This is a genomic window from Pseudomonas sp. S2_F07 (assembly GCF_054668325.1).
On sequence record NZ_CP162758.1, the window covers coordinates 40,770 to 62,179 of the forward strand.

Sequence of the window (21,410 nt, forward strand, 5' to 3'; positions counted from 1 at the left end):
TGGTTTGTTTTCAGCCGGTTTTACCCGGCACCAACGACAGACTGTCCTCAGTAGTTCATCCCGTCATCGATCGCGATGCCCTTGGCGCGCATGGCCTTGATCAACCCGCTACGGGTGCCGGGCAGGTTGAGCATGGTCTTGGCCCGTAACTCTGTGACTTCTTCGGTGGTGTAGGGCTGATAGTCGGCCGGCAGACTGTCGCCCGCCATGCCGTCTTTGCGCATCAGCCAGTTGAGCAAGTCCGCCAGTTGCGCGTTGTTCAGCGCCGACTGCGACATGCCCGGCACCCGCACGAGGAATTCTCGGCCACCGGGGACTTTCAGGAAGTTGCCGACAAAGCCTTTCATCCGTGGCGTGTCGTTGGCGGCCGAACCTGTGCCGTCGCCCAGGTGGCAACCGGCGCATTGCAGCTGGTAGTTCACGCCGACGCTGTAACCGGCCTGGGCAATCGGGGTTTGCAGTGATTCATTGCCCGGCGCGTGATGCTGGTTCGGGTCGGGAATGGCCCGGGCATAGGCGAGCGGGGCGCCAAGGGCGCAGACGAGACCGAGGAGTAGCAACTTGCGCATGACTGAGCACCTTTTGCTTGTTGCGGGCGAAAGTTAAAAAAACAGCCGGACAAAATAAAAAAGCCGCCGATTGCGCGAACAACCGGCGGAAAGCGCGTTTGTTTTAAACGGCGACGCCGCGGATGACCGAAACGGTGCAGTGATAGATGTGGGATTTGGCGGCCAGGCACCAGTTCACATCGTTGTTGTTGAACGGGCGGTAGGCCGGTTCTTCACTGTCGTTGCGGGTGCAGGCGCATTGGGCGCAGCTTTGCTTACCGCAGCAGTCGTTGTACGAAATGATGTAGTCCTTGCCGTCGGCCGGGTTGCGGCAGGTGCCGATCCAGGTCACTTGCGAGGCTTCGGTGCCCGGTGGGCAGGACGTCACCGACCCGCCGCAGCAACTGCACAGAAAGCCATCGATGGAACAGTAGCGCCAGTAGTCGCAACTGTTTGGATCACCCGGGTCGCCGGCCTGCGCGGGTTCCGCGGCCAGGGCCTTGCTGGTGCGGTCCAGCGGCAGCAGCAGGGGCAGGGCGGCACCGGCCACCATCAGCGAACCCATGCGTGCCAGCAATTTACGACGCGACGTGGTGTCGGCGACACGGCGGGATGAACGCTCAAACAACAGATCCAGCAGTTTCATAAAGGTCTCCCTGCCTTATCAGTGGCTATGGCCGTGGCTGTGGTCGTGATCGTGGGTGTGCGGTTGGGCATTGAGGTACTGCTGCAGCGTGGCGTGCTTCAAGTGCTCGACTTCAAACAGGCTGTCCAGGTGCTCGCGGGAGTTGACCAGGCCTTTGGCGCGCAGGGTGCCGGCCTTGTCGATCAACGCGGCGTACGGCAGCTTGCCGATCTGGTAGGTCATACCCACTTCCGGGCCGACCACATAGGTGGTGTCTTCGAGTTTATGTTCGCGGATCAGCGCTTGCTGGGCATCCATGTCGCCGTCGCTGACGAACACCACATCGAGCGTGCCGGCCTGTTCCTTGGCGATGGACTTGATCGCCGGCAGCAGCGACTTGCAGATCGGGCAGGTCGGCGAGAGGAAGAACAGCAGTTGCGATTTCTCGCCGGCATAACCGAAGTTCACCGGACGACCGTGACGGTCGCTGGCAGTGACTTGCGGCGCGGGTTCATTGACCGCCACGCCTTTGTCGACCATCAACGCGCCGGCCGGCGCCAGGCGACCGTGCAGCACGCCAATCTGCCGCACCAGGCCCATGACGACAAATGCCACGGCCACCAGCAGCACCCAGAGCAGAACGTTGGAAACAATCAAGCCTTCCATTTCGATTACCTACCAATCAATTTGAGCAGAAGAGGGGAGTTCGCCAGCAGGCCATCGGCCGCGGCGTAGATGAGCAGCGCAACGGCGGCCGCAGCCAGGGTCACGAAGCCATCGAACAGGTTGAGGTCGCGGGCAACCGGCGCCACGCTGGCCACCAGCGCCAGTAGCACCAGCGCGCTGTTACGTGCCAGCAACACCGGGCGCAGCGGCTGTGCCTGGTCGGGGCCGGCACAACCGCAATCGATGTCGGCGCGACCGCGCCACAGGTTGATGCCGATGGCAGCGGCGTACAGCGCCAACAGGCTGGCGGCGCTCAACGCGGCATAACCACGGCTGACCGGCACCAGCAGGGCAAAGGCGATGGCCAGTTCCAGCAGCGGCACCAGCCGTGCCGTCGGGCGCACCAGCGCCTCGGGCAGCAGTTGATAGTCCGCCAGTTGCCGGGCGAAGCGGGCCGGCGCGCGCAACTTGTGGGTCGCGGCGTTGGCCAGCAACACCGCGATGGCGACGGCGCTGGCAATGATGAAGATCGGATCTGTGTGCATGGCCGAACCTCTTAGTAGCTCAGGACCTGAGTCGCGGTTTTGGCGACTTTCGGCATGCTGCCGGTGAGCTTGTTGGTCTTCAGATCGAAAATCTGCAAACCGCCTTCCACGTCGGTGCCAAGCAACAACGGCTTGTCGTCGCCAGTGGCCTGCATACTCCACACCGGAACCGGGGCTTCCAGGGTCGCCACCTTCTTGTGGGTCTTGAGGTCAAACGCCCAGATCAACGGGCTCGGGTCTTCCCACTTCAACGGTTCGTGGGCGTCGTGCATCAGCACGTACAGGCGGTCCAGTTTTGGTGCCACGGCCATCAACTGCCAGCCCCCCGGCGCCCAACCGGCTTTCTTTTCCTCGTCGGAAACCAGCGACCAGGACGGCAGGACCTTCGGCGCATCTCCAGCGAAATCCACCGGGCGTACGGTGCCGGTCGTGGTGGTGAAGTAGTAGGTATCGCCGACGTTGACCGCGCGCTCTACCAGTTTTTCCGCGTTCGGATCAAAGAACGGCGTGCGGCTGCGCGCGGTTTCCTGGCCCTGATCGTTGAGGGTCACCACCTGCAGGCTGCCGTCGCCGCACAGCGAGGCGAAGCGGCGGTTGCCGACCGGGTAGTTGAGTACGCAACCGGGGATGGCGATTTCCGTGGCAACGGCCTTGGCCTGGGTATCGACCACGGTCACCGACGTCGACGGGGTGAAGTTGTAGACGTAGACGAACTTGTCGTCGCCGCTCGGCTTGAGCGAGTAACGCTGGGTCAGCGATTCGGCGCGCTTGTTCGGGATCAGCACTTCCCAGGCCGGCGACAGGGTCGAGCTGTCCCACGCGGTGAGCACGTCGGTGCGGGTGCCGCGGGTGCCACGGGAATACCAGATGTCCGCACTGTAGAGGGTTTTCTTGTCGTGACTGAGGGTCGACGGCGCCGCGAAACCGGTCGGCACCATGCCGAGGATGCGCTTCTGGTCCGGGTCGACCACGGTCACGCGGCCCGCCACGAAGCTGTCGAACTCGACGTCGATGACAAACGCGCGGTGAGCTTCGGGTGGAAACGCCAGAACGGTCTGGCCAATCGTACCGGCGGGCAAGTCCGCGCGGGCACTGTTCAAACCGAGTACAAGCAGGCTCAGGCCTAGCGCTGACTGTACGGAGATCCTGTTTGTTCGCATAAGGGGAACTTCCTGAATTGTTGGTAACGCGGATCGCGGGTGCTTTGGCAGATTTTTACCCTTTGATTCTGCCGTGCCCCGCGATCGCGAGAATTGCCCTGCCTGCCAAGTGTTTGTGTGTCTGTGCCAGTCGTATGGAAGAGCGAAAAGATCGCAGCCTGCGGCAGCTCCTACAGGGCAATGAGGTCCCCGTAGGAGCTGCCGCAGGCTGCGATCTTTTGCTTTAGACGAGGGAAGCGAGGGGAAGGGAGAAGCTGAAAACAGCGCCGCACGGCTCCAGGTTTTGCGCCCAGATATCGCCACGGTGGCGGCCGATGATGTTCTTGCACAGCGCCAGGCCGATGCCGTTGCCGCTGACCTTGGACGAGAAGAAGCCGTCGAACAGCTTCTCTTGTGCCTGGGCCTGGATGCCGCGCCCGCTGTCTTCAATGCGCACCAGGGCCACATCGTTCTCGCGGCTGGCATGGATACGCAACAAGCGTCGTTCGGTAGGCAGGTCGGCCATTTCTTCGATGGCGTTGAACGCCAGGTTGAGGATCACCTGGCCGATCAGCACCTTCTCGCAACTCACCCGCAGCGGTTCTGAGGCGGTGACTATTTCCACGCGCACCAGGCTCGGATCGGCCCGCAGGCTGATGAAGTAGCGGGTTTCGCGCAGTAGCTCATTAAGGTCGAGCAGCTCTTCGCTCTGCTCCAGCTTGACCACGTAATCGCGCACGCTCTTGATGATCACCGAGGCGTGTTCGATCTGCCGCACGGCGCTCTGCAAGCCCCAGGCGACGCCTTGATCGGTTTCGCCGGCGTTGCCCAGGCGAATCACCGCGCCTTCAATAAAGTTGCGGGTCGCCGCCAATGGCTGGCTCAACTCGTGGGCAATCGCCACGGCCATTTCACCCATGGCGTTGTAGCGCGCCAGGTATTCGAGTTTCTGCTCGCTGACCCGCCGTGCCTCTTCGGCCTGCACCTGTTCGGTCACGTCGCGGAACAGTAGCAGGTGGCCGACCAGATCGTCCTCGATCTCGATGTAGCGGCACGTTGCGTCATGCCAGCGCCACTCGCCATCGCGGCGCTGCACTTTGTAATGCACGTTGAACGGCGCGTGCTTCGGTCTCTCCTGGGCAAGCTGGTGCAGCAGGCGCTGGCCGGATGCGTCGTCGCACCAGGCCAGGAAGTTCTTGCCCATCAGCTGGTGCACTTCGCTGTTGAGCAGGTGCGCGCCGGAGTCGCTGATAAAACCGATATCACCCTCGGGGCCGAGCACCGCCACGCCTTCGGCCAGGTCCTGCATGAAGGCCTTGAGCCGGCTCTCGAAACGCTTGAGGTCGCGCTTGACCTTGTCTTCCTTGGAAATGTCGCGGAACTGCACCATCAGCACATCGCGACCGTCCAGGTGCACCAGGGTCGCCACCGCCTCGGAAAGAATCTCCACCCCTTGCTTGGAGCGATAGCACCATTCGATGGCCCGTTGCCCGGTGCGCGCGGCGCCTTCCAGCCAGCGCAAGCCCACCGAGCGTCGGTACTTCGGGGCGTCGCGGGTCATGTCCGGGGCCTTGAGCGGCGTCAGTTCTTCCAGGGTAAAGCCCAGCGCCGCCAGGGCAGCGCCGTTGGCCCAGAGAATTTCCTTGGTGTGCGCGTCATGAAGAATGATGCACAGCGGCATGGCTTCGATCAGCGCATAAAAGTCGTTCGGTTTTGGCTGGTACATCGCACGGCCCCTGGCGGCAGAGATTTGCAGTATGGCGTTTTATACCTGCTCGCACAGCGGGATGCGCTCAGAGGTAATCGGTGGCGGGCTAGGGGTTTTCTTTAGCGGGGGGGTTGCACGCACCAATAGTTGTGCCGGGACGCGGTTTTTACACTGGACCTCAATGCAAAGGCATCCACACATCTTCTCTGTAGGAGCTGCCGAAGGCTGCGATCTTTTGATGTTGATTTGTCGGGATCAAAAGATCGCAGCCTGCGGCAGCTCCTACAGGCAGGGGAGCAGCGGAGCCTACTAACAATAATCAAAACGGAGAACTAGCCCATGCTGCGTTCAGCTGTCGCGCAACAAGACCCTGTGTCCGCCCCGGTCGTGCCAATGGTCGAGAGTCAGCTATTCCAGCAAGTGCTGGATGAGGTTCGCCAGCGTCGCGAAGAATTCGACGCCGGCTCCCACGTGCCTCGGGACATGATCGAGCGCTTCAAGCAGGTGGGCATTTTTCGCGCCGCCACGCCGAAATGCTTCGGTGGTGACGCCCTGGCACCGGTGCTGTTCCTGGAAATGATCGAGCGCATCTCCGAAGCCGACGGCTCGGCGGGCTGGGTGGCCAGCTTCGGCAGCGCCGGTGTCTACCTGGCAGCCTTGCCACGGGAAACCCTGGCTGAGCTCTACGCCGAAAGCCCTGACCTGGTATTCGCCGGCGGCCTGTTCCCCTTGCAACCGGCCGAGACCGTGGAAGGCGGGTATCAGGTCAACGGCACCTGGAAATTCGCCAGCGGCTGTAAAGGCGCAGACCTGTTGGGCGTTGGCATCGGCGCTGCCGGCGGCAAGCCGCGCACCGCTGTGTTCCGCCCGGAGCAGGTCGACATCGTCGAGAACTGGGAAGTGGTCGGCCTCAAGGGCACCGGCAGCCATGACCTGCGAGTGAGCGATAAACGCGTTGATGAGCGCTGGACGTTCATCCGTGGCGGAGCCGCGACCATCGACGAACCGCTGTTCCGCTACCCGTCGATCGCCTATGCCGCGCAAGTGCTGGCGGTGGTCAACCTCGGCCTGGCCCGTGCAGCGCTGGACGAAATCAGCCGCATGGCTGGCGGCAGCGGCATCACCGGCGCGCCGAAATTGTCCGACCGCGCCTACGTGCGCATCGAGATCGCCAAGGCTGAAGCCAAGCTCAGCGCCGCCCGCGGTTTCTTCTACAACGCCACCGAACAGGTGTGGAACTCGATCCTGGCCGGCAACCCGGTCACCCCGGAGCAGACCAGCCTGTTGCGCCTGTCGGCGATTCACGTGTCCCAGGCCGGTGCCGAGGTGGTGCAGAGCGCCTACAGCCTGGCCGGCACCACCGCCATTTACCTGCGCCATCCGCTGCAACGCTACCTGCGCGACTCGATGGTGGTGACCCAGCACGCCTTCCTCAGCGAAGGCCTGTACGACGGCGCCGGCTCGGTGTTCCTCGGCGTGCCGCCGTTCCCGGGCTACATCTGAATCCCCATTACTTTTTCAAGGAATCGCACCCATGTCGCAAACCACCCAAGAACCATTGCGCGTCGTCTTCTGCATCGGCATCACCCAGAATTTTTTCGACCTGCCCACCGGCGAAGGCCTGAGCGTGTGGAAAGGCTTCAGCCAGATGATGGGTGACCTCGGCGCCATGCCCGGCATCACCGTGCTCGGCGCGATGGATGACGACCGCCTGATGGTCGGCCCATCCACCACCTCGCCCTGGACCGTGTACATCATGGCCGACGTCGACTGCCACCAGTCGGTAATCGACGCCTGCAACCTGTTCCGCACCACGCCGGTCGGCCAGTACAGCCTGTGGCGCTACGCCGGGATCGAAGCGCGCATCGGTCGCCCGCTGACCATTCCTGATGCGGCCAAGGTGTAAGCCATGAACGAGGCCTTGCTGCAGCGTCTGGCGACGCTCGAAGGGGAAAGCGCAGTGCGTCGCCTGATGGCGCGCTACATGGACCTGTGCGACGTGCCGCGGGCGGCGATTCATCTGAGTCAGTTGGCGCAACTATTCACCGAGGATGCGATCTGGGAAGGCCTCGGCACCCAGACCGCACAGACCTTCGGTCAGCACCAGGGGCGTGAAGCGGTGGCGGCGTTTGTCGGCGGTTATCTGCCGCCGTCCGACCACTTCAAGCTGAACCTGCATTACCTCACCAGCGAGTCGATCGTGGTCGACGGCAAGGCGGCGCAGGGGCAGTGGATCATGCAGCAGATCTCGACGTACGCCGATGGCCGCAACGAGTTGTTCGGCACGCGCCTGAACATCGATTTTCGTTGTGTCGACGGCGTCTGGCTGATCGCGCATTTCCGTACGCAACGGCTGTTCAACACGGAGCTGAATGCATGAGTACTTTTATCAGCGAATTCCTCCTCGGTGGCAACGGCAAGCGCGTCGCCATCAAGGATGCCATCGACATCGCCGGCCATCCGACCCGCTCGGGCAGCCGCGCCTTCGCCGATGCACCGGCGGCGACGAAAAACGCCGAAGTGGTCGATGCGATCCTCGACGCTGGCTGGCAGATCGTCGGCAAGACCAACTTGCATGAACTGGCGTTCGGCGTGACCGGCATCAACGACTGGACTGGCACACCGATCAATCCGCAAGCGCCGGATCGCGTTCCTGGCGGCTCGTCCAGCGGTTCGGCTTCGGCGGTCGCGGCAGGCCTGGCGGACATCGCCATCGGCACTGATACCGGTGGTTCGGTGCGCGTGCCGGCAGCCTGCTGCGGGATTGCCGGGCTCAAGCCGACTTATGGCCGTGTCAGCCGTGTCGGCGCCCATCCGCTGGAATCGAGCCTCGATTGCGTCGGGCCGTTCGCCAAAAGCATGGAGGACCTAATCGCTGCGATGCAGGTGATCTGCCCGGGCTTTACCGCTCAAGGGTTGCCAGGTGACGGCGCCGGGGTCGGCTTTCTCGAGGTGGCCTGCGATGCGCATCTGCAAGCAAGTCTCGGAGCCGCCGCCGACCGCGCCGGATGGCGTCGCAGCAACCTGCACCTGAGTGAATTCGAAGCGGCGTTCGCCGCCGGCCTGACCGTGATCAATTTCGAAAACTGGGCGGCGTTCGGTCACCTGACCGGCAAGGGCCTGATCGGCGCCGATGTGGAAACACGTTTGCTGGCGGCCAGCCGCACCACGCGCCAGGAACTGGCTGAGGCCGAAGCCGTGCGCACAGCGTTCACCCAACAGGTGGACGCGGCGCTGGAAGACTTTGCCGTATTGCTGCTGCCGACAATGCCGAGCCTGCCGCCGACCCTCAGCGAAGCCCGCGCCGGCAGCAAAGCCGTGGCCGGCATGACCCCGCTGGTTCGGCCTTTCAACCTCAGCGGCCACCCGGCCCTGACGGTGCCGGTGGAACTCGACTGCGGCGGGCTGAAGGTCGGCCTGCAAATCGTCGGCCGCAAGGGCCAGGACGAACTGGTCTGCGCCTTTGGTGCGCAACTGCAACAGAGCATGGCCGGTGAGCGGCCTGGCTCTAAATCAAAATCATAAAAAGAAGCCATGAGGAGAACCGCATGAGCACTCATGAATATCAGCTGATCGCATCGTCGAAAAGCCCGGAAGACCTGGTCCGACACGACCGCGTCGACGTCTCGCTGTACAACGACCCGGCGCTGTTCGAAGCCGAGCTGGACAAGATTTTCTACCGCACCTGGGTGTGGGTTGCCCACGAAAGCGAAGTGCGCAACAGCGGCGACTTCAAGACCGCCACCATCGGCCGTCGCCCGGTGATTGTCGTGCGCGACAAGAAGAACAACATCAACGTGCTGGAAAACCGTTGCCGCCACCGTGGCGCCACCGTGTGCGAGAAGCACAAGGGCAACGCCACCGGTTTCACCTGCCCGTACCACAGCTGGTCCTACGGCCTGGACGGCAAGTTGCGTGCGCTGCCGTATCCGGATGGCTACGAAGGCATCCTGGAGAAATCCGAATTGCCGCTGACCAGCCTGCGCGTCGAAAGCTACGCCGGCATGGTCTTCGCCAGCTACAACGACGAGATCGAACCGCTGGAAGACTTCCTTGGCGGCGCGAAACACTGGATGGACCTGTTCATGAAACAGGGCGCCGGTTACCCGATAAAGACTCAGGGCGAACACAAGTTCAGCTTCAAGGGCAACTGGAAGATCCAGCTGGAAAACACCACCGACGGTTACCATTTCCCGATCGTGCACAAGTCGTTCATGTCGTCGGTCGATGAAGAAACCTCGGAAATGCTCTCGTTCATGACCGACGAACAAGCCGTGACCCATTCGCTGGGCAACGGCCACAGCGTGATGGTGATGGTGCCGGAGCACGTCGATCTCGATCATGACGACGGCACCGAACAGTTGCAGGAACGCTTCGCCCATGTGACCGAAGAACTGTCGAAAACCCTGCCGGCCGATCAGGTGCGTCGCATCGTGCGCTCGCTGCACGGCGCCGGTTTCAACCTGAACCTGTTCCCCAACGTGGCGATGTCGATGTCGTTCTTCCGCGTACTGCGCCCGGTGTCGGTCAGCGAAACCGAGATCCGCCACGTGGCCCTTGGCATGGACGGCGGCCCGGAAATTGCCAACCGCGAACGCATGCGCATCCACGAACACTTCCAGGGCCCGTTCGGTTTCGGCAGCCCTGACGATGCCGAAGCCTGGGACCGCGTGCAGCGCGGCTCGTATGCCGGCGTCGATGCGCCAATCCTGGTCAACCGCGGCCTGAACCGCGAAATCACCGCTGAAAACGGCGACAAGGTCAGCCACGCCACCGACGAAGGCGGCATGCGCGGTGCCTACGACATGTGGAAAAGGATGATGAGCCAATGAGCAATCAAGACACCCTGAACGGTTTTTCCGGTCCCCTGGCCCAGGCCATCGAATTCATCTGGCGCGAAGCCGAACTGCTCGACCACAAGAACTACGCCGAGTGGGCGACCTTGTGGAGCGAAAGCGGCAAGTACATCGTGCCGATCGACCCGGACACCGAAGACTTCGAAGCGACCCTGAACTACGCCTACGACGATGCGCGCATGCGTGGCCTGCGCATCGAACGCCTGACCGCCGGCTACTCGCCGTCGGCGGTGGACGCGGCGAAAACCATCCGCACGATCTCGCGTTTCCGCCTGGTGGAAGCGGCCGGCGACATCGTCGAAGTCAATTCGGCGCAGTTGCTGTACGCCTACAAGCGCGGCGTGCACACGCCGTTCGTGGCCGACCTGAACCACCGCATTCGATTCACCGACGGCGTGCCGACCCTGGAGCGCAAAGTGGTGCGCCTGATCAACTCCACCGACAGCCTGAGCGCGCTCGGCTTCCTTTTGTGAGGGCAATATCATGAGTCGAGTAGCCCTTGTAACGGGTGCCTCGCGCGGACTGGGCGAGTGTATCGCCCGCCGTCTGCACGCGGCGGGTTATCGCGTCGGCCTGGCCGATGTGCGTCTTGATGGCGTGCAGCAACTGGCTGCCGAGCTGGATGGCAGCGGCGTTACTGCCGTGGCAATCGAGCTGGATGTGCGCAGCAAAGCCGACTTCCAGCGTGCTCGCGACCTGCTCACTGAGCAGTGGGGCGGCACCGACATTCTGGTGAACAACGCCGGCGTGTCGAAAGTCGCGGCGCTGATGGACATCACGCCGGAAGAGTTCGACGAGTCGATGGCGATCAACCTGCGCGGCACCTTTGTTGCCTGCCAGGTGTTCGGCGCGCACTTCGCCGAGCGCGGCTTCGGGCGCATCGTCAACATCGCGTCCCTGGCCGGACAGAACGGCGGCACCGCCACCGGCGCGCATTACGCGGCGGCCAAGGGCGGCGTGGCGACCCTGACCAAGGTCTTCGCCCGCGAGCTGGCGCCCCAGGGTGTGACGGTCAACAGCATCTCGCCAGGCCCGCTGGACTTGCCCGTGGTGCGCGAGACCGTGGCCCCGGAGCGACTGGAACAGATCCTGAAAATGATCCCGGCCGGCACCCTCGGTAATCCCGAGTTCATCGCCGACAGCGTGTTACTGCTGATCGCCGATAACGCGACCTCCGTGACTGGCGCGTGCCTGGACGTCAACGGCGGCTTGTTCATGCGCTGAGCGCTGGCCATGGATTTCTTGGCCGGACAAATGAACCCGTAGGAGCTGCCGAAGGCTGCGATCTTTTGATCTTGCTTCTAAAAGATCGCAGCCTTCGGCAGCTCCTACAGGGGTAGCAAGCGTGTTTAACACAAACAACAGTATTCAGGTGATGCAATGATGAAGGTGAAGATCGAAAGGATCGTCGACGAAGCGCTGGATATCCGTTCCTTTCGCCTAGTGCGCAGTGACGGCCAGCCGCTCGACACCTATGAACCGGGTGCCCACGTCGACCTGACCGGGCCGACCGGGGTGACCCGCCAGTATTCGCTGTGCAGCCCGCCACAGGATCGCCGTGCGTATCTGGTGGCGGTGAAGAAAGAAGCGCAGTCGCGCGGCGGTTCACTGGCGCTGCACGAGCAAGTGGAAGAGGGCATGGAGCTGGAAATGGGTGCGCCGCGCAACCTGTTTCGCCTCGATGAAACGGCCAGCGAACACGTGCTGTTCGCCGCCGGTATCGGCGTCACGCCGCTGCTGAGCATGGCCTACAAACTGGCGGAAAGCGGCCAGCCGTATCGTCTGCATTACTTCGCTCGTTCGGCGCAGTACGCGGCGTTTACCGAACTGTTGGCGACGAATTTCGCTGATAACGTGGAGTTCCACTACGGCGTTGAACCTGCGGATCTGGACGGCGCATTGAGCGAATGCCTGAACCGCGCCAATGCTGCGGCCCACGTCTACACCTGCGGCCCGGCGCCTTTCATGAACAAAGTGGTGGAAGTGGCGTCCCGCAGTCGCTCGGACGATGCCATTCACCTGGAACACTTCGCCGCAGACCCGGCCGCCAACAGCGCCCCGGCGGGCACCTTCGAAGTGGAACTGGCCAGTTCCGGCGTGGTGCTGCAAGTGCCGGCCAATGCCAGCCTGGTCGACGTGTTGCAGGCCCATGGTTGCGACATCGACACCGAGTGCCGCGAAGGCATCTGCGGCACCTGCATCGTCGAAGTGCTGGACGGCTTGCCGGAGCACCGCGACAACTGCCTGTCGAACAAGGAAAAGGCCTCCAACAAGCAGATCTGTGCCTGTGTATCACGGGCACTTTCCGCTCGTCTGGTACTGGACCTTTAAACCGAAAGTTCACTGGAAAGCTTGGGCCGGAGTCTGTTGAATGGGCGCCCGGCTGCCGTCGAAGGAGGAGATGGCTACAGAAATTACCGTTTTGACGAACCGCTCGATGAAGCGGTCGAAAAATAACAACAAAAACGTGAGGCTTTGCGGACATGATTACAGCATCGACGGTGCGCAACGAGGCGTTCGAAAGTTGGTTGAGCCAGGTGAACCAGGCCTGTGGGCGTTTCGATGCCCGGGCGCTGGACTCCGATTTCTATGGCGAACTGACAGAATTTCGCAGCGGCGCGATCAACCTGAGTGTGGTCGACATGGCGCACGTGCATTTGTACCGCACCAGCAAGGACGTCAGCACCAGCAGCGACGGCCACTACTACGCGGTGTTCCAGCTGCGTGGCAGCTCGCAACTGGAGCAGGGCGACAACCGCGCGCAACTGGGCTGTGGCGACATCGCCCTGATCGACGCCAGCCGTCCGAGCGACATGATCTACAACGACGATTGCCGACAGCTGTCGCTGATTTTGCCGCGCCAGGTGGTCGAGCGCGGTTCGCACTTCAATGCCGTCAACTGCGCCACGCGCATCGCGGCCGGCAGCCCCCTGGCGGCGATGGCCAGCAAGCTGGTGCTGGACACCCGCCAGCAGGACGGGCTGGAGATGCAGGAAAGCGAAGCCGTGCTCGATGCCCTGGCCAGCCTGTTGCTGCCGGGCATCAGCGCCCGCGACTGCGGTGCGGACGCCCACGAGCGGCAATTTCGCAAGATCATCGCCTTCATCGACGCGCACCTGAGCGACGAAGAACTGTGCCCCGAGCTGATTGCCCGTGAAGTCGGGATTTCCGTGCGCGGCCTGTACCGGATGTTCTCCAAGCGCGGCCTGGTGGTGGCGCAATACATCAAGCACCGCCGCCTGGACTTCTGCGCCGAAAACCTGCGCCGCGCCGATGTCGAACAGAAGCTGTCGGCGTTGTGTTATGCGTGGGGGTTTTCGGATTCGAGCTACTTTTCGTCGGCCTTCAAATCGCGCTTTGGCGTGTCACCAGGGGCTTATCGCAAGCGGTATAGCCAGATCTGAATCCGCCATTGATGTTGAATGTGCCGGCCCCTTCGCGAGCAAGCCCGCTCCCACATTGAATCTGCGGTGAACACAAAGTCTGTGTCCGGCCGAGATCAAAATGTGGGAGCGGGCTTGCCCGCGATGGCGGCCTGACGGCGAATACAGAATGATCAGTGCCGCACCGGCTCATCCACCGGCAAATGCAGCACCTCGCGCACCAGCATGGCGATGCTGCTCACGCCCATCTTCTCCTTGATCTTGGTACGGTGCACATCAACGGTCTTCACGCTGATGTTCAGCTCCCGGGCGATCACCTTGCTCGCCTTGCCATCGATCACCAGCATCAACACTTCCCGCTCACGGCTGGTCAACAGTGCCAACTTGCCTTGCAGGTTCTGACGCTGCTGCTGATCGGCCTGGGCGTGCACGGCGGTCTTCAGCGCGGCCTGGATGCGGTCGATCATCTGCTGCGGGTTGTAGGGCTTCTCGACGAAATCCAGCGCGCCGTTCTTCATCGCCGTGACCGACATCGGAATGTCGCCATGGGCCGAGACGAAAATGGTCGGCAGGGTGCTGCCGCGCTGGTTGAGGATTTCCTGCAGCTGGAAACCACTGGTTTCCGGCATGCGCACGTCGAGCACCAGGCAGGCGGGCTGCTTGGGGTCGTATTGGCTGAGGAACTCTTCGGCGCCGGCAAAGCACTGCGCCTGCACACTCACCGACTCCAGCAACCAGGCCAGTGAGGTTCGCAGGTCCTTGTCGTCGTCAACGATATAAACAATCGGTTTACGGATTTCCATCGGGGCTGCCACGAAAGTTTTCTAATTATTGTTTTCGCACGGGAGCGTGCGGCACGCATTGGCTCATCTTTCTGGAACCAGTATGCAGAATACCCACTGTGACCGGCCCTTGCGATAAAGAAACCACCTAGTCGACTAGCGGAAACCCAACCCTGCCATGGGGATCGTCAGAATAGTTGCGCCGCGCCCGCAGCCTTAGTCTTGTTCCATCACCTACGGGCCGCAAGATCGCGGCCCTCCTGAAGGAAGGGGCATCGACATGGCCGACCTGAGCCAGCAGCAAATCGACTTTCGCAACGCCATGGCGCAGCTGCCTGCCGCGGTGAACATCATCACCACCAACGGCCCCGGCGGTCGTTGCGGCATCACCGCCAGCGCCGTGTGCTCGGTGACCGACTCGCCACCTACGGTGCTGGTGTGCGTCAACCGCAACAGCGCCACCCACGACGTGTTCCGCACCAATGGCCACCTGTGCGTCAACGTGCTGTGTGGCGAGCAGGAAGAACTGGCCCGGCATTTCGCCGGCATGACCCAGGTGCCGATGGCCGAGCGCTTCGCCTGGGACCTGTGGGACGACGGCGCCGCCGACGTGCCGGTGCTGCGCGATGCCCTGGTGCAACTGGAAGGGCGGATCAGCGAGTGCAAGGAAGTGGGCTCGCATTCGGTGATGTTCGTGGAACTGACGAAGGTGGGCGTGCGCGAACCGCGTGACAGCCTGGTGTATTTCAACCGCTTGTTTCATCGTGTTGAGCATGCCAGCGCGGCTTGATTGAGACCTTCTTTTGTAGGAGCTGCCGAAGGCTGCGATCTTTTGATCTTGCTTTTCTCGATCTAACAGAAAAGCAAGATCAAAAGATCGCAGCCTTCGGCAGCTCCTACGGATTGGGTGTGTATTGGTGGGTTGTTTAACAGCTGTAGGCGTCACTTCCTGCAAGCTACAGCGCCTTGCGTCGTTGCCTACAGGTACGCCAGAATCCGCCGGCTTGTGCGCCCTGGAGACCGAAGGATGTTGAAGGTTACCCCTGATCCATCGGACAACGACGCTTGTCCCAACCCGGCCCTGCACATCATGGCCACCCCGCACAAACCCTCCACGCTGTTCACCATCAACCCCGACATCGACACCGAAACCCTGCTGGCCCACGCCTGCGAATCGCTGGCCTCGGCGAACGTCATGGCCAATGACCTGGCGGGATTCCTGGAAGGCACGCACCGCAACACCCTGCTGGGCATCGCGCAAGTGATCATGCTGGGGGAGTTGGCGGTGAATCGGGCTTTGGATCAGGTCGATCGGCCCGGCTAACCACTAAACACTGTGGGAGCGAGCTTGCTCCGGGCGGCGTTCCGACGATTGCGGAGTGTCAGTCAGTGGAGATGTTGGATGTGATGGCCTCGTCGCGAGCAAGCCCGCTCCCACAGGGGATCTGCGGTGTACACGGATTTTGTGTGCAGCAGAAATCCAAATGTGGGAGCGGGCTTGCCCGCGAAGGCGGTGTATCAGGCACTGCAAATCTCAGATACGAAAGTTCCCCTCGGCCGAAATCAGAAACCGGTGGCGAACACCACCTGGGCGTAGACGTTCTTGTCGTTGTTACCCAGTTGGGTACCACCGTCTTCGGCGCTCTTGTCCGGCTGGTAGATGCCCACCAGTGGCATCACGGTCAGGTGGTCGTTGACGTGCCATTCGGCATACAGGTCGACTTCGTGGCCATCGGTGTTGCCCAGGTTGCGGTCGATGGTGTCGTAGTTGAAGTACATTGCGCCGATGTTGAGGTTCTCCAGCGGCGAGACCTTCATCGTGACGTTCTGGATGCGCGAGTTGCTGTTGAACGGCCCGGCGTAGTTGCCCGCCACTTCACCCTGGAACCAGGTGCCGTAGCCACGGTTGAAACCGTAGAACAGGGTGTCGTAGCCTTCCGAGAAGCGGCTGTAGCGGTAGCTGGCGCTCGGTGTCCAGACTGCGTCGGAGAAGGTCCAGCCGGCTTCCAGGTACCAGGCGTCTTCGCTGGTGGTGTGAGGCTTGTCCTGCTTGGCGTATTCACCGGACAGGAACAGGTCTTTCACCCCGGCGTTGCCCGCCGCACGCAGGCTGTAGGTCTTCATGCCGTCGCGTTCGAGCTGGATCGGCGAGGCGTACTGTTCATCGATATCGGTGGTCTTGATGAAGGTCAGGCCGACGGTACCGGCCTCGGCCACGTGCTCCAGGGTGCCGACGTACATTTCGGTCTTGGCCTGGGCGCGGTTGTCGGATTTGAGCCACATCAGGTCGCTGCGCCAGCCTTCCTTGCCACCCAGACGCAATACAGCGGTTTCGTCGAAGGCCTTGCGCGCCGCCAGGTAGTAGGCACCGCCACGGTTGAATTCGCCGTCGGCCAGGCCCTTGCCCATGTTCAGCGCGTCGCCGTCGATCAGGAAGCCGTCGCCGACCACAATGTTCTGTCGGCCGAAGGACAGGTCGACGCCATCACTGCCCAGCGCGCCGAACAGATCGGCCGAGCGCCAGCCTAAGTAGGCGTCTTCGAATTTGGTGGTGCGCTCGGAGCCATCGGAGAAGCCAGCGGCATCGCCATCGCCCCAGGTGCCGGAACTGAGCATGTTCCCCGCGCCGTACGCGGTGCCCACACCGCCCAGGCCTTGATCGAAGCTCAAGCCGTATTTGATGTAGCCCTCGCGCCACGACGAGCTGCCTTCACTCAGGCGACCGGACAGGGCGTAGTTTTCCTGGCTGTGGAAAATGCCGAACACGGCTTCGAGGGTAGCGTTCAGATGGCTGTCGTCGTCGGCGTAGAGTTCATAGGCACCGGCATTGCCGGCACTGATCATCAGCGCGAGCGTCGAGAGACGAAGCAAGGGGGACTTGAGCATGGTGTGGCATCCGTTCTTGTTCTTGAGCGCAGGTTTGCGGTCTGTCCGGATACTAAGACGCGGCCATTGTTTGCCCTTTTCCCTGTTTGCCAATTAGTTGGTTGTGCATGCCAGATTGCATGGCGCGTTGCCACGACGCCGGTTCCTGGTGCGCGAAAACAGGCGCTGCGCAGCAATCGCGCACGGATGGGCATGGCCGCCGCGGTATTTCGCGGTGGCCAGCGACAGGAACGAAAAGTGCAGGACGCCTCGCAGCGACTAATGCAATGGATGAGGCTGCGATGAGCAATGCACAACAGGTCGAGCGCTTTGATCAATGGCTCGACAAGGTCAATCAGGTGTGCGGGCGCTTTGGTGCCAATGTGTTGGGGACGCAGTTTGCGGGCTCGATCGATGAGTACCGCAGCGGTGAGCTCAAGATGAGTTTTGTCGACGTGGCCCAGGCCCGACTGTTCCGCACGCAGCATGAGATCGATCAGGGCGAAGACTCGCATTATTACGCGGCGTTCCAGCTGGCCGGCGAAGCCGTGATGGAGCAGCAGGGCAGTTGCATCACTCTGTTGCCGGGGGATATCACGCTGATCGACTCCACGCGCCCAAGCAACTTTGTCTACCGCAACAACGCCCGTCAGTTGTCATTGATACTGCCCAGGGAGCGAGTGGAGCAGCAGCTGCGCTTCACCACGGTCAAACCCGCGCAACGCATTCAGGCGTCGGCGCCGATGGCGGGGCTGGCCCAGCGCCTGATCCTCGGTTCAACGGAACAAGGCCTCAGTCACACAGAAAGCGAAGCGACGCTGGACGCGGTGATCAGCCTGCTGCGTCCGGCGATGGGGGCGAGCGAGTTGGACGACTCACCCCAGGTGCGCACCTTCCGCAAGGCCTTGCGCGTTATCGATGAGCACATTGGTGACGAGGCGCTGTGCCCCGAATGGCTGGCGACCCAGGTGGGCGTCTCCGTGCGCGGCCTGTACCGGCTGTTTTCCCGACACGGCCTGGTGGTGGCGCAATACGTGAAAAACCGTCGCCTCGACCTTTGCGCCGAACAACTGCGCCATGCCCGGGGCGAGGGCAAGCTGTGTGCACTGGGCTATGAGTGGGGCTTTAACGATTCGAGCTATTTCTCTACGGCGTTCAAGGCGCGGTTTGGCGTTTCGCCGGGTGAGTATCGGAAGCGGTATACGAATTGAGTGGTCCGGTCAGGATCCCGTCACGCAATGGCAACCGATCAGCAAGGTTGCCGTCCGTCGCCTTTTTAAAAAGCTAAAATGCAAATTCAAAAAAGATACTTTGGAAAAAGAAAGAAATTTCCTACTCCGACCTACAGAAGGCCGACGCCAGCATCGTTCGCTTTGTGGTTAACGTTTATTTTGTTTTTAAAAGCTTATAAAAACTTATCGATGTAATGATGCTTTTACGATGTTGATAAGCAAAAAAATATTCCGAATGTCCTGTGCGAACCCTCCTTTTATATTGAGTGAAATCTCCTACGTGTAAAAGAAATCGTTTCTTGCGCTCTGTTTTGAAAGTTATTAAAAGCAAATGCGTCACTTGATTTTGGTGGCGTTCTCTCTAATAGCGAGTAATCAAAAATGAAATGCGAAAATTTTTGGGACGTTCCTTGTTTTGACGATGAGCTTGAATATGGCTCATCTCCGCGTATTGCCGAAGGCCTTGGGGCACAAAGTGGCAGAGGATGTGACGGTGGGTGTGGCAGGAATGCTATACCTGACCCTGCAAAGAGACTTCATGATGTTAAATATACAAAGCTACGAAATACTTTATTTTGACTCCAGTAGTGTGGAGGTTTCGAAGAGCGGCAGGTCGATAATGCGTTCACCATCTTTAGCGGTGGCTCTGGCCAAACTAAAAAACTACAAGAATGTTTCAAAGGCAGAATTTGATGAGGTGTTGTCAGAGTATGGCTTGAATCCGGAAGCGGATTACGAGCTTTTAGAGTTGAAAAAGCTCAAGTAGTCATCACCTGATTGGCTAGTACAAGTGTTGGTCTCGCAAATCTGCACTGCATAAATTGAGTGCACCTTCCGGTAGGAGCTGCCGCAGGCTGCGATCTTTTGATCTTGCTGTCGACGATATCGAGAGCATGAAGATCAAGAGATCGCAGCCTGCGGCAGCTCCCGCGCAATCTGGCACAACCGCCAACACAACTGGCACGCAGGGCAAAACCTGCGTGCCGACGACCGCCGACAATCCCTACCAACCTGCCGAAGCACCGTTGCCTCGGCATTTTTAGTGTTGGCGTTCGCCTGCCGGCGGGCGCATGGATTTTCAAGGTCGTTTTCCTATGTTCACTTCGCTGCGTGTGCCCCTGATCGGTTTGCTGTCCTTCACCCTGGTCCAGACGGTGTCCGCCGCTGAGTGTGCCCCGGACACGCGCCGTGGCGGCGAAGTGTTTGCCACCGAGTGCAGCGTCTGCCACGCGGTGACCAAGGGCACGACCGGCATGATGGGGCCGAACCTGTTCGGTGTGTATGGGCGCAAGTCCGGCTCGCTGGCGGGTTTCAGCTACTCCCAGGCGATGCGCGACAAAGACGTCGACTGGCTGGCCGAGAACATCACGCAATTGATCACCCAGCCCCAGGCCTTCGTGCCGGGTACCTACATGCCCTACATGGGCCTGGCTTCCGCCGCCGACCGCCAGGCGGTCGCGTGCTTCCTCAAAGAACAACACTGATCAGGCCGCAATTGCGCCTGAACAACTCGTCTGAATGAAAGGTGAATTATGAGCAACGTTGAAATCCTGCCCCAGGTTGCTGCATTCCTTGCACGTCGCCACGGCTGCTTCATCGATGGCCAGTGGGTGCTTGCCGAGGGCGACAGCATCGCCGTGGTCAACCCGGCCACCGGGCAAACCCTGTGCGAAACCCTGGATGCGCCGCTGGAGCTCGTCGAGCGCGCCGTGCAGTCGTCCCACAAGGCGTTCAAGTCCGGTGTGTGGTCGAGCCTGCGCCCGGCGGACCGTGAACGCATCCTGCTGAACTTCACCCGCCTGGTCGAAGAACACGCCGAAGAGCTGGCCCAGCTGGAAACCCTGAGCCAGGGCAAGTCGATCAACATGGCCCGCGCGCTGGACCTCAACGCCACCGTGGAATTCATGCGCTACATGTCCGGCTGGGCGACCAAGATCGAAGGCCAGACTTTCGATGTGTCGATCCCGCTGCCACCGGGCGCCAAGTTCACCGCGTTCACCAAGCGCGAGCCGGTCGGTGTTGTGGTCGGTATCGTGCCGTGGAACTTCCCGCTGCTGATCGCCGCCTGGAAACTGATGCCAGCCCTGGCCACCGGTTGCACGGTGATCATCAAGCCGGCCATGGAAACCCCGCTGACCGCCATGCGCCTGGCTGAACTGGCTGTGGAAGCCGGCATCCCGGCCGGCGTATTCAACGTGGTCACCGGTGGCGGCGCCTCCGTTGGCGGCGTGCTGACCGCGCATCCGTTGGTGAGCAAAGTGTCGTTCACCGGTTCCACCGCCGTGGGCAAGAGCGTCGGCGTGGCGTGCATGGAAAACATGACGCGCTTCTCCCTGGAACTGGGCGGCAAGAACCCGATGATCGTGCTCGCCGATGCCGACATCGAAAAAGCCGTGCAGGGTGCGATCCTCGGCGGCTTGCTGAACAACGGCCAGGTCTGCGCGGCGGCCTCGCGCTTCTACGTGCACCGCTCGATCCACGACCCATTCGTCGAAGCCCTGGCCGCCGCCGTCTCCTCGATGCCGATTGGCGCCGGCATGAATTGCGACGCGGCCATCAACCCGCTGGTGTCGCGCAAGCAACAACAAAGCGTGCTCAAACACATCGAACTGGCCCGCCAGCAAGGTGCGCGGGTGGTGACTGGCGGCGAGTTGCTGGAAGGCGACGGCTTCTTCGTGCAGCCGACCATCCTGGCGGACATCGACCACAGCATGGCCGTGGCCCGTGAAGAAGTGTTCGGCCCGGTATTGGGCGTGATGCCGTTCGACGACGAAGACGCCGTGATCGAACTGGCCAACGACAACCGCTACGGCTTGGCCGCCAGCCTGTGGACCAACGACCTGGGCAAAGCCATGAACCTGGTGCCACGCATCGAAGCCGGTACGGTCTGGGTCAACGCCCACGTGCTGCTCGACCCGGCGATGCCGTTCGGTGGCGTCAAGCAATCGGGTATGGGCCGTGAGTTCGGGCGTGCGGTGATCGAGGCTTACACCGAGCTCAAGTCGGTGTGTATCGCCCATTGATATACCTGTAGGAGCTGTCGAGTGCCACGAGGCTGCGA

At 61.5% G+C, this 21,410-nt stretch carries 23 protein-coding genes; 15 read left to right on the forward strand and 8 right to left on the reverse strand.

The features are described from left to right. Positions 1-47: 47 nt before the first annotated feature. The 6 genes from AB4O40_RS00205 to AB4O40_RS00230 all read right to left on the reverse strand — a co-directional run bounded on the left by AB4O40_RS00205 (position 48) and on the right by AB4O40_RS00230 (position 5,249). Positions 48-569, reverse strand: coding sequence for a hypothetical protein (locus AB4O40_RS00205; protein ID WP_056723103.1), 522 nt, complete (start codon positions 567-569; stop codon positions 48-50). A 103-nt stretch (positions 570-672) separates the two neighbouring features. Beyond that, complete coding sequence (locus AB4O40_RS00210; RefSeq protein ID WP_008050506.1) at positions 673-1,194, reverse strand: methylamine dehydrogenase light chain; 522 nt, start codon at positions 1,192-1,194, stop codon at positions 673-675. 18 nt (positions 1,195-1,212) lie between these two features. Then, entirely contained in the window at positions 1,213-1,839 is a 627-nt protein-coding gene (mauD, locus tag AB4O40_RS00215; RefSeq protein WP_056723101.1) for a methylamine dehydrogenase accessory protein MauD, read from the reverse strand. 5 nt (positions 1,840-1,844) lie between these two features. Continuing rightward, complete coding sequence (locus AB4O40_RS00220; protein ID WP_056723100.1) at positions 1,845-2,384, reverse strand: MauE/DoxX family redox-associated membrane protein; 540 nt, start codon at positions 2,382-2,384, stop codon at positions 1,845-1,847. A gap of 11 nt (positions 2,385-2,395) precedes the next feature. Beyond that, positions 2,396-3,544: an amine dehydrogenase large subunit gene (locus AB4O40_RS00225; protein ID WP_056723097.1), complete on the reverse strand. Its 1,149-nt coding sequence runs from the start codon at positions 3,542-3,544 to the stop codon at positions 2,396-2,398. Positions 3,545-3,767: 223 nt separating this feature from the next. Beyond that, on the reverse strand, positions 3,768-5,249 hold the full coding sequence (locus tag AB4O40_RS00230) for a PAS domain-containing sensor histidine kinase (RefSeq protein ID WP_414917284.1): 1,482 nt from the start codon (positions 5,247-5,249) through the stop codon (positions 3,768-3,770). Between the two features lie 321 nt (positions 5,250-5,570). Here AB4O40_RS00230 and AB4O40_RS00235 point away from each other — a divergent pair, with 321 nt between their 5' ends. From AB4O40_RS00235 to feaR (AB4O40_RS00275), 9 genes are all read left to right on the forward strand, one after another. Beyond that, positions 5,571-6,734 carry an acyl-CoA dehydrogenase family protein gene (locus tag AB4O40_RS00235; protein ID WP_056723093.1) on the forward strand — a complete coding sequence of 388 codons (1,164 nt, stop codon included), beginning with the start codon at positions 5,571-5,573 and terminating at the stop codon, positions 6,732-6,734. Between the two features lie 31 nt (positions 6,735-6,765). Beyond that, positions 6,766-7,137: a hypothetical protein gene (locus AB4O40_RS00240; RefSeq protein ID WP_460160119.1), complete on the forward strand. Its 372-nt coding sequence runs from the start codon at positions 6,766-6,768 to the stop codon at positions 7,135-7,137. A gap of 3 nt (positions 7,138-7,140) precedes the next feature. Beyond that, entirely contained in the window at positions 7,141-7,611 is a 471-nt protein-coding gene (locus AB4O40_RS00245; protein ID WP_223542134.1) for a nuclear transport factor 2 family protein, read from the forward strand. Further along, positions 7,608-8,756, forward strand: a complete 1,149-nt coding sequence (locus AB4O40_RS00250; protein WP_460056783.1) for an amidase — start codon at positions 7,608-7,610, stop codon at positions 8,754-8,756. Before AB4O40_RS00245 ends, AB4O40_RS00250 begins: the two co-directional genes overlap by 4 nt. 23 nt (positions 8,757-8,779) lie before the next feature. Further along, complete coding sequence (locus tag AB4O40_RS00255; RefSeq protein ID WP_056723085.1) at positions 8,780-10,063, forward strand: aromatic ring-hydroxylating oxygenase subunit alpha; 1,284 nt, start codon at positions 8,780-8,782, stop codon at positions 10,061-10,063. Then, the gene (locus tag AB4O40_RS00260) at positions 10,060-10,560 is read left to right on the forward strand and encodes an aromatic-ring-hydroxylating dioxygenase subunit beta (protein ID WP_409079422.1); all 501 of its coding nucleotides are present in this window, start codon (positions 10,060-10,062) and stop codon (positions 10,558-10,560) included. Before AB4O40_RS00255 ends, AB4O40_RS00260 begins: the two co-directional genes overlap by 4 nt. A gap of 10 nt (positions 10,561-10,570) precedes the next feature. After that, the gene (locus AB4O40_RS00265) at positions 10,571-11,311 is read left to right on the forward strand and encodes an SDR family NAD(P)-dependent oxidoreductase (RefSeq protein WP_056723080.1); all 741 of its coding nucleotides are present in this window, start codon (positions 10,571-10,573) and stop codon (positions 11,309-11,311) included. 156 nt (positions 11,312-11,467) lie between these two features. Beyond that, a complete protein-coding gene (locus AB4O40_RS00270; RefSeq protein WP_056723078.1) occupies positions 11,468-12,418 on the forward strand; it encodes a PDR/VanB family oxidoreductase in 951 nt (316 codons plus the stop codon). Between the two features lie 152 nt (positions 12,419-12,570). Further along, a complete protein-coding gene (gene feaR, locus AB4O40_RS00275) occupies positions 12,571-13,491 on the forward strand; it encodes a transcriptional regulator FeaR (protein ID WP_223542137.1) in 921 nt (306 codons plus the stop codon). Positions 13,492-13,643: 152 nt separating this feature from the next. Here feaR (AB4O40_RS00275) and AB4O40_RS00280 read toward each other — a convergent pair whose 3' ends face one another. Further along, complete coding sequence (locus tag AB4O40_RS00280) at positions 13,644-14,273, reverse strand: response regulator transcription factor (RefSeq protein WP_053161157.1); 630 nt, start codon at positions 14,271-14,273, stop codon at positions 13,644-13,646. A 259-nt stretch (positions 14,274-14,532) separates the two neighbouring features. Between AB4O40_RS00280 and hpaC the strand changes: the two genes are divergently transcribed. Then, positions 14,533-15,042: a 4-hydroxyphenylacetate 3-monooxygenase, reductase component gene (gene hpaC, locus AB4O40_RS00285; RefSeq protein WP_057715405.1), complete on the forward strand. Its 510-nt coding sequence runs from the start codon at positions 14,533-14,535 to the stop codon at positions 15,040-15,042. A gap of 237 nt (positions 15,043-15,279) precedes the next feature. Then, positions 15,280-15,576 (forward strand): DUF6124 family protein, encoded by a 297-nt coding sequence (locus AB4O40_RS00290; protein WP_056723073.1) that lies wholly within the window; start codon positions 15,280-15,282, stop codon positions 15,574-15,576. Positions 15,577-15,815: 239 nt separating this feature from the next. Here AB4O40_RS00290 and AB4O40_RS00295 read toward each other — a convergent pair whose 3' ends face one another. Further along, positions 15,816-17,138 carry an alginate export family protein gene (locus AB4O40_RS00295; RefSeq protein WP_460056772.1) on the reverse strand — a complete coding sequence of 441 codons (1,323 nt, stop codon included), beginning with the start codon at positions 17,136-17,138 and terminating at the stop codon, positions 15,816-15,818. 281 nt (positions 17,139-17,419) lie between these two features. Here AB4O40_RS00295 and feaR (AB4O40_RS00300) point away from each other — a divergent pair, with 281 nt between their 5' ends. The 4 genes from feaR (AB4O40_RS00300) (at position 17,420) to AB4O40_RS00315 (ending at position 21,372) form a co-directional block, all read left to right on the forward strand. Continuing rightward, positions 17,420-18,328, forward strand: coding sequence for a transcriptional regulator FeaR (gene feaR / locus AB4O40_RS00300; protein ID WP_056723069.1), 909 nt, complete (start codon positions 17,420-17,422; stop codon positions 18,326-18,328). A gap of 454 nt (positions 18,329-18,782) precedes the next feature. Next, positions 18,783-19,115 (forward strand): hypothetical protein, encoded by a 333-nt coding sequence (locus AB4O40_RS00305; protein WP_223542451.1) that lies wholly within the window; start codon positions 18,783-18,785, stop codon positions 19,113-19,115. Positions 19,116-19,443: 328 nt separating this feature from the next. Next, positions 19,444-19,833 (forward strand): c-type cytochrome, encoded by a 390-nt coding sequence (locus tag AB4O40_RS00310; protein ID WP_460056767.1) that lies wholly within the window; start codon positions 19,444-19,446, stop codon positions 19,831-19,833. A 48-nt stretch (positions 19,834-19,881) separates the two neighbouring features. After that, the gene (locus tag AB4O40_RS00315) at positions 19,882-21,372 is read left to right on the forward strand and encodes an aldehyde dehydrogenase family protein (RefSeq protein ID WP_460056764.1); all 1,491 of its coding nucleotides are present in this window, start codon (positions 19,882-19,884) and stop codon (positions 21,370-21,372) included. The last annotated feature ends 38 nt before the right edge of the window (positions 21,373-21,410 follow it).

Coding starts and splice junctions, on each gene's coding strand:
- AB4O40_RS00205 (WP_056723103.1), bottom strand. CDS start 569: ATGCGCAAGTTGCTACTCCTCGGTCTCGTCTGCGCCCTTGGCGCCCCG.
- AB4O40_RS00210 (WP_008050506.1), bottom strand. CDS start 1,194: ATGAAACTGCTGGATCTGTTGTTTGAGCGTTCATCCCGCCGTGTCGCC.
- mauD (WP_056723101.1), bottom strand. CDS start 1,839: ATGGAAGGCTTGATTGTTTCCAACGTTCTGCTCTGGGTGCTGCTGGTG.
- AB4O40_RS00220 (WP_056723100.1), bottom strand. CDS start 2,384: ATGCACACAGATCCGATCTTCATCATTGCCAGCGCCGTCGCCATCGCG.
- AB4O40_RS00225 (WP_056723097.1), bottom strand. CDS start 3,544: ATGCGAACAAACAGGATCTCCGTACAGTCAGCGCTAGGCCTGAGCCTG.
- AB4O40_RS00230 (WP_414917284.1), bottom strand. CDS start 5,249: ATGTACCAGCCAAAACCGAACGACTTTTATGCGCTGATCGAAGCCATG.
- AB4O40_RS00235 (WP_056723093.1), top strand. CDS start 5,571: ATGCTGCGTTCAGCTGTCGCGCAACAAGACCCTGTGTCCGCCCCGGTC.
- AB4O40_RS00240 (WP_460160119.1), top strand. CDS start 6,766: ATGTCGCAAACCACCCAAGAACCATTGCGCGTCGTCTTCTGCATCGGC.
- AB4O40_RS00245 (WP_223542134.1), top strand. CDS start 7,141: ATGAACGAGGCCTTGCTGCAGCGTCTGGCGACGCTCGAAGGGGAAAGC.
- AB4O40_RS00250 (WP_460056783.1), top strand. CDS start 7,608: ATGAGTACTTTTATCAGCGAATTCCTCCTCGGTGGCAACGGCAAGCGC.
- AB4O40_RS00255 (WP_056723085.1), top strand. CDS start 8,780: ATGAGCACTCATGAATATCAGCTGATCGCATCGTCGAAAAGCCCGGAA.
- AB4O40_RS00260 (WP_409079422.1), top strand. CDS start 10,060: ATGAGCAATCAAGACACCCTGAACGGTTTTTCCGGTCCCCTGGCCCAG.
- AB4O40_RS00265 (WP_056723080.1), top strand. CDS start 10,571: ATGAGTCGAGTAGCCCTTGTAACGGGTGCCTCGCGCGGACTGGGCGAG.
- AB4O40_RS00270 (WP_056723078.1), top strand. CDS start 11,468: ATGATGAAGGTGAAGATCGAAAGGATCGTCGACGAAGCGCTGGATATC.
- feaR (WP_223542137.1), top strand. CDS start 12,571: ATGATTACAGCATCGACGGTGCGCAACGAGGCGTTCGAAAGTTGGTTG.
- AB4O40_RS00280 (WP_053161157.1), bottom strand. CDS start 14,273: ATGGAAATCCGTAAACCGATTGTTTATATCGTTGACGACGACAAGGAC.
- hpaC (WP_057715405.1), top strand. CDS start 14,533: ATGGCCGACCTGAGCCAGCAGCAAATCGACTTTCGCAACGCCATGGCG.
- AB4O40_RS00290 (WP_056723073.1), top strand. CDS start 15,280: ATGTTGAAGGTTACCCCTGATCCATCGGACAACGACGCTTGTCCCAAC.
- AB4O40_RS00295 (WP_460056772.1), bottom strand. CDS start 17,138: ATGCTCAAGTCCCCCTTGCTTCGTCTCTCGACGCTCGCGCTGATGATC.
- feaR (WP_056723069.1), top strand. CDS start 17,420: ATGAGCAATGCACAACAGGTCGAGCGCTTTGATCAATGGCTCGACAAG.
- AB4O40_RS00305 (WP_223542451.1), top strand. CDS start 18,783: ATGGCTCATCTCCGCGTATTGCCGAAGGCCTTGGGGCACAAAGTGGCA.
- AB4O40_RS00310 (WP_460056767.1), top strand. CDS start 19,444: ATGTTCACTTCGCTGCGTGTGCCCCTGATCGGTTTGCTGTCCTTCACC.
- AB4O40_RS00315 (WP_460056764.1), top strand. CDS start 19,882: ATGAGCAACGTTGAAATCCTGCCCCAGGTTGCTGCATTCCTTGCACGT.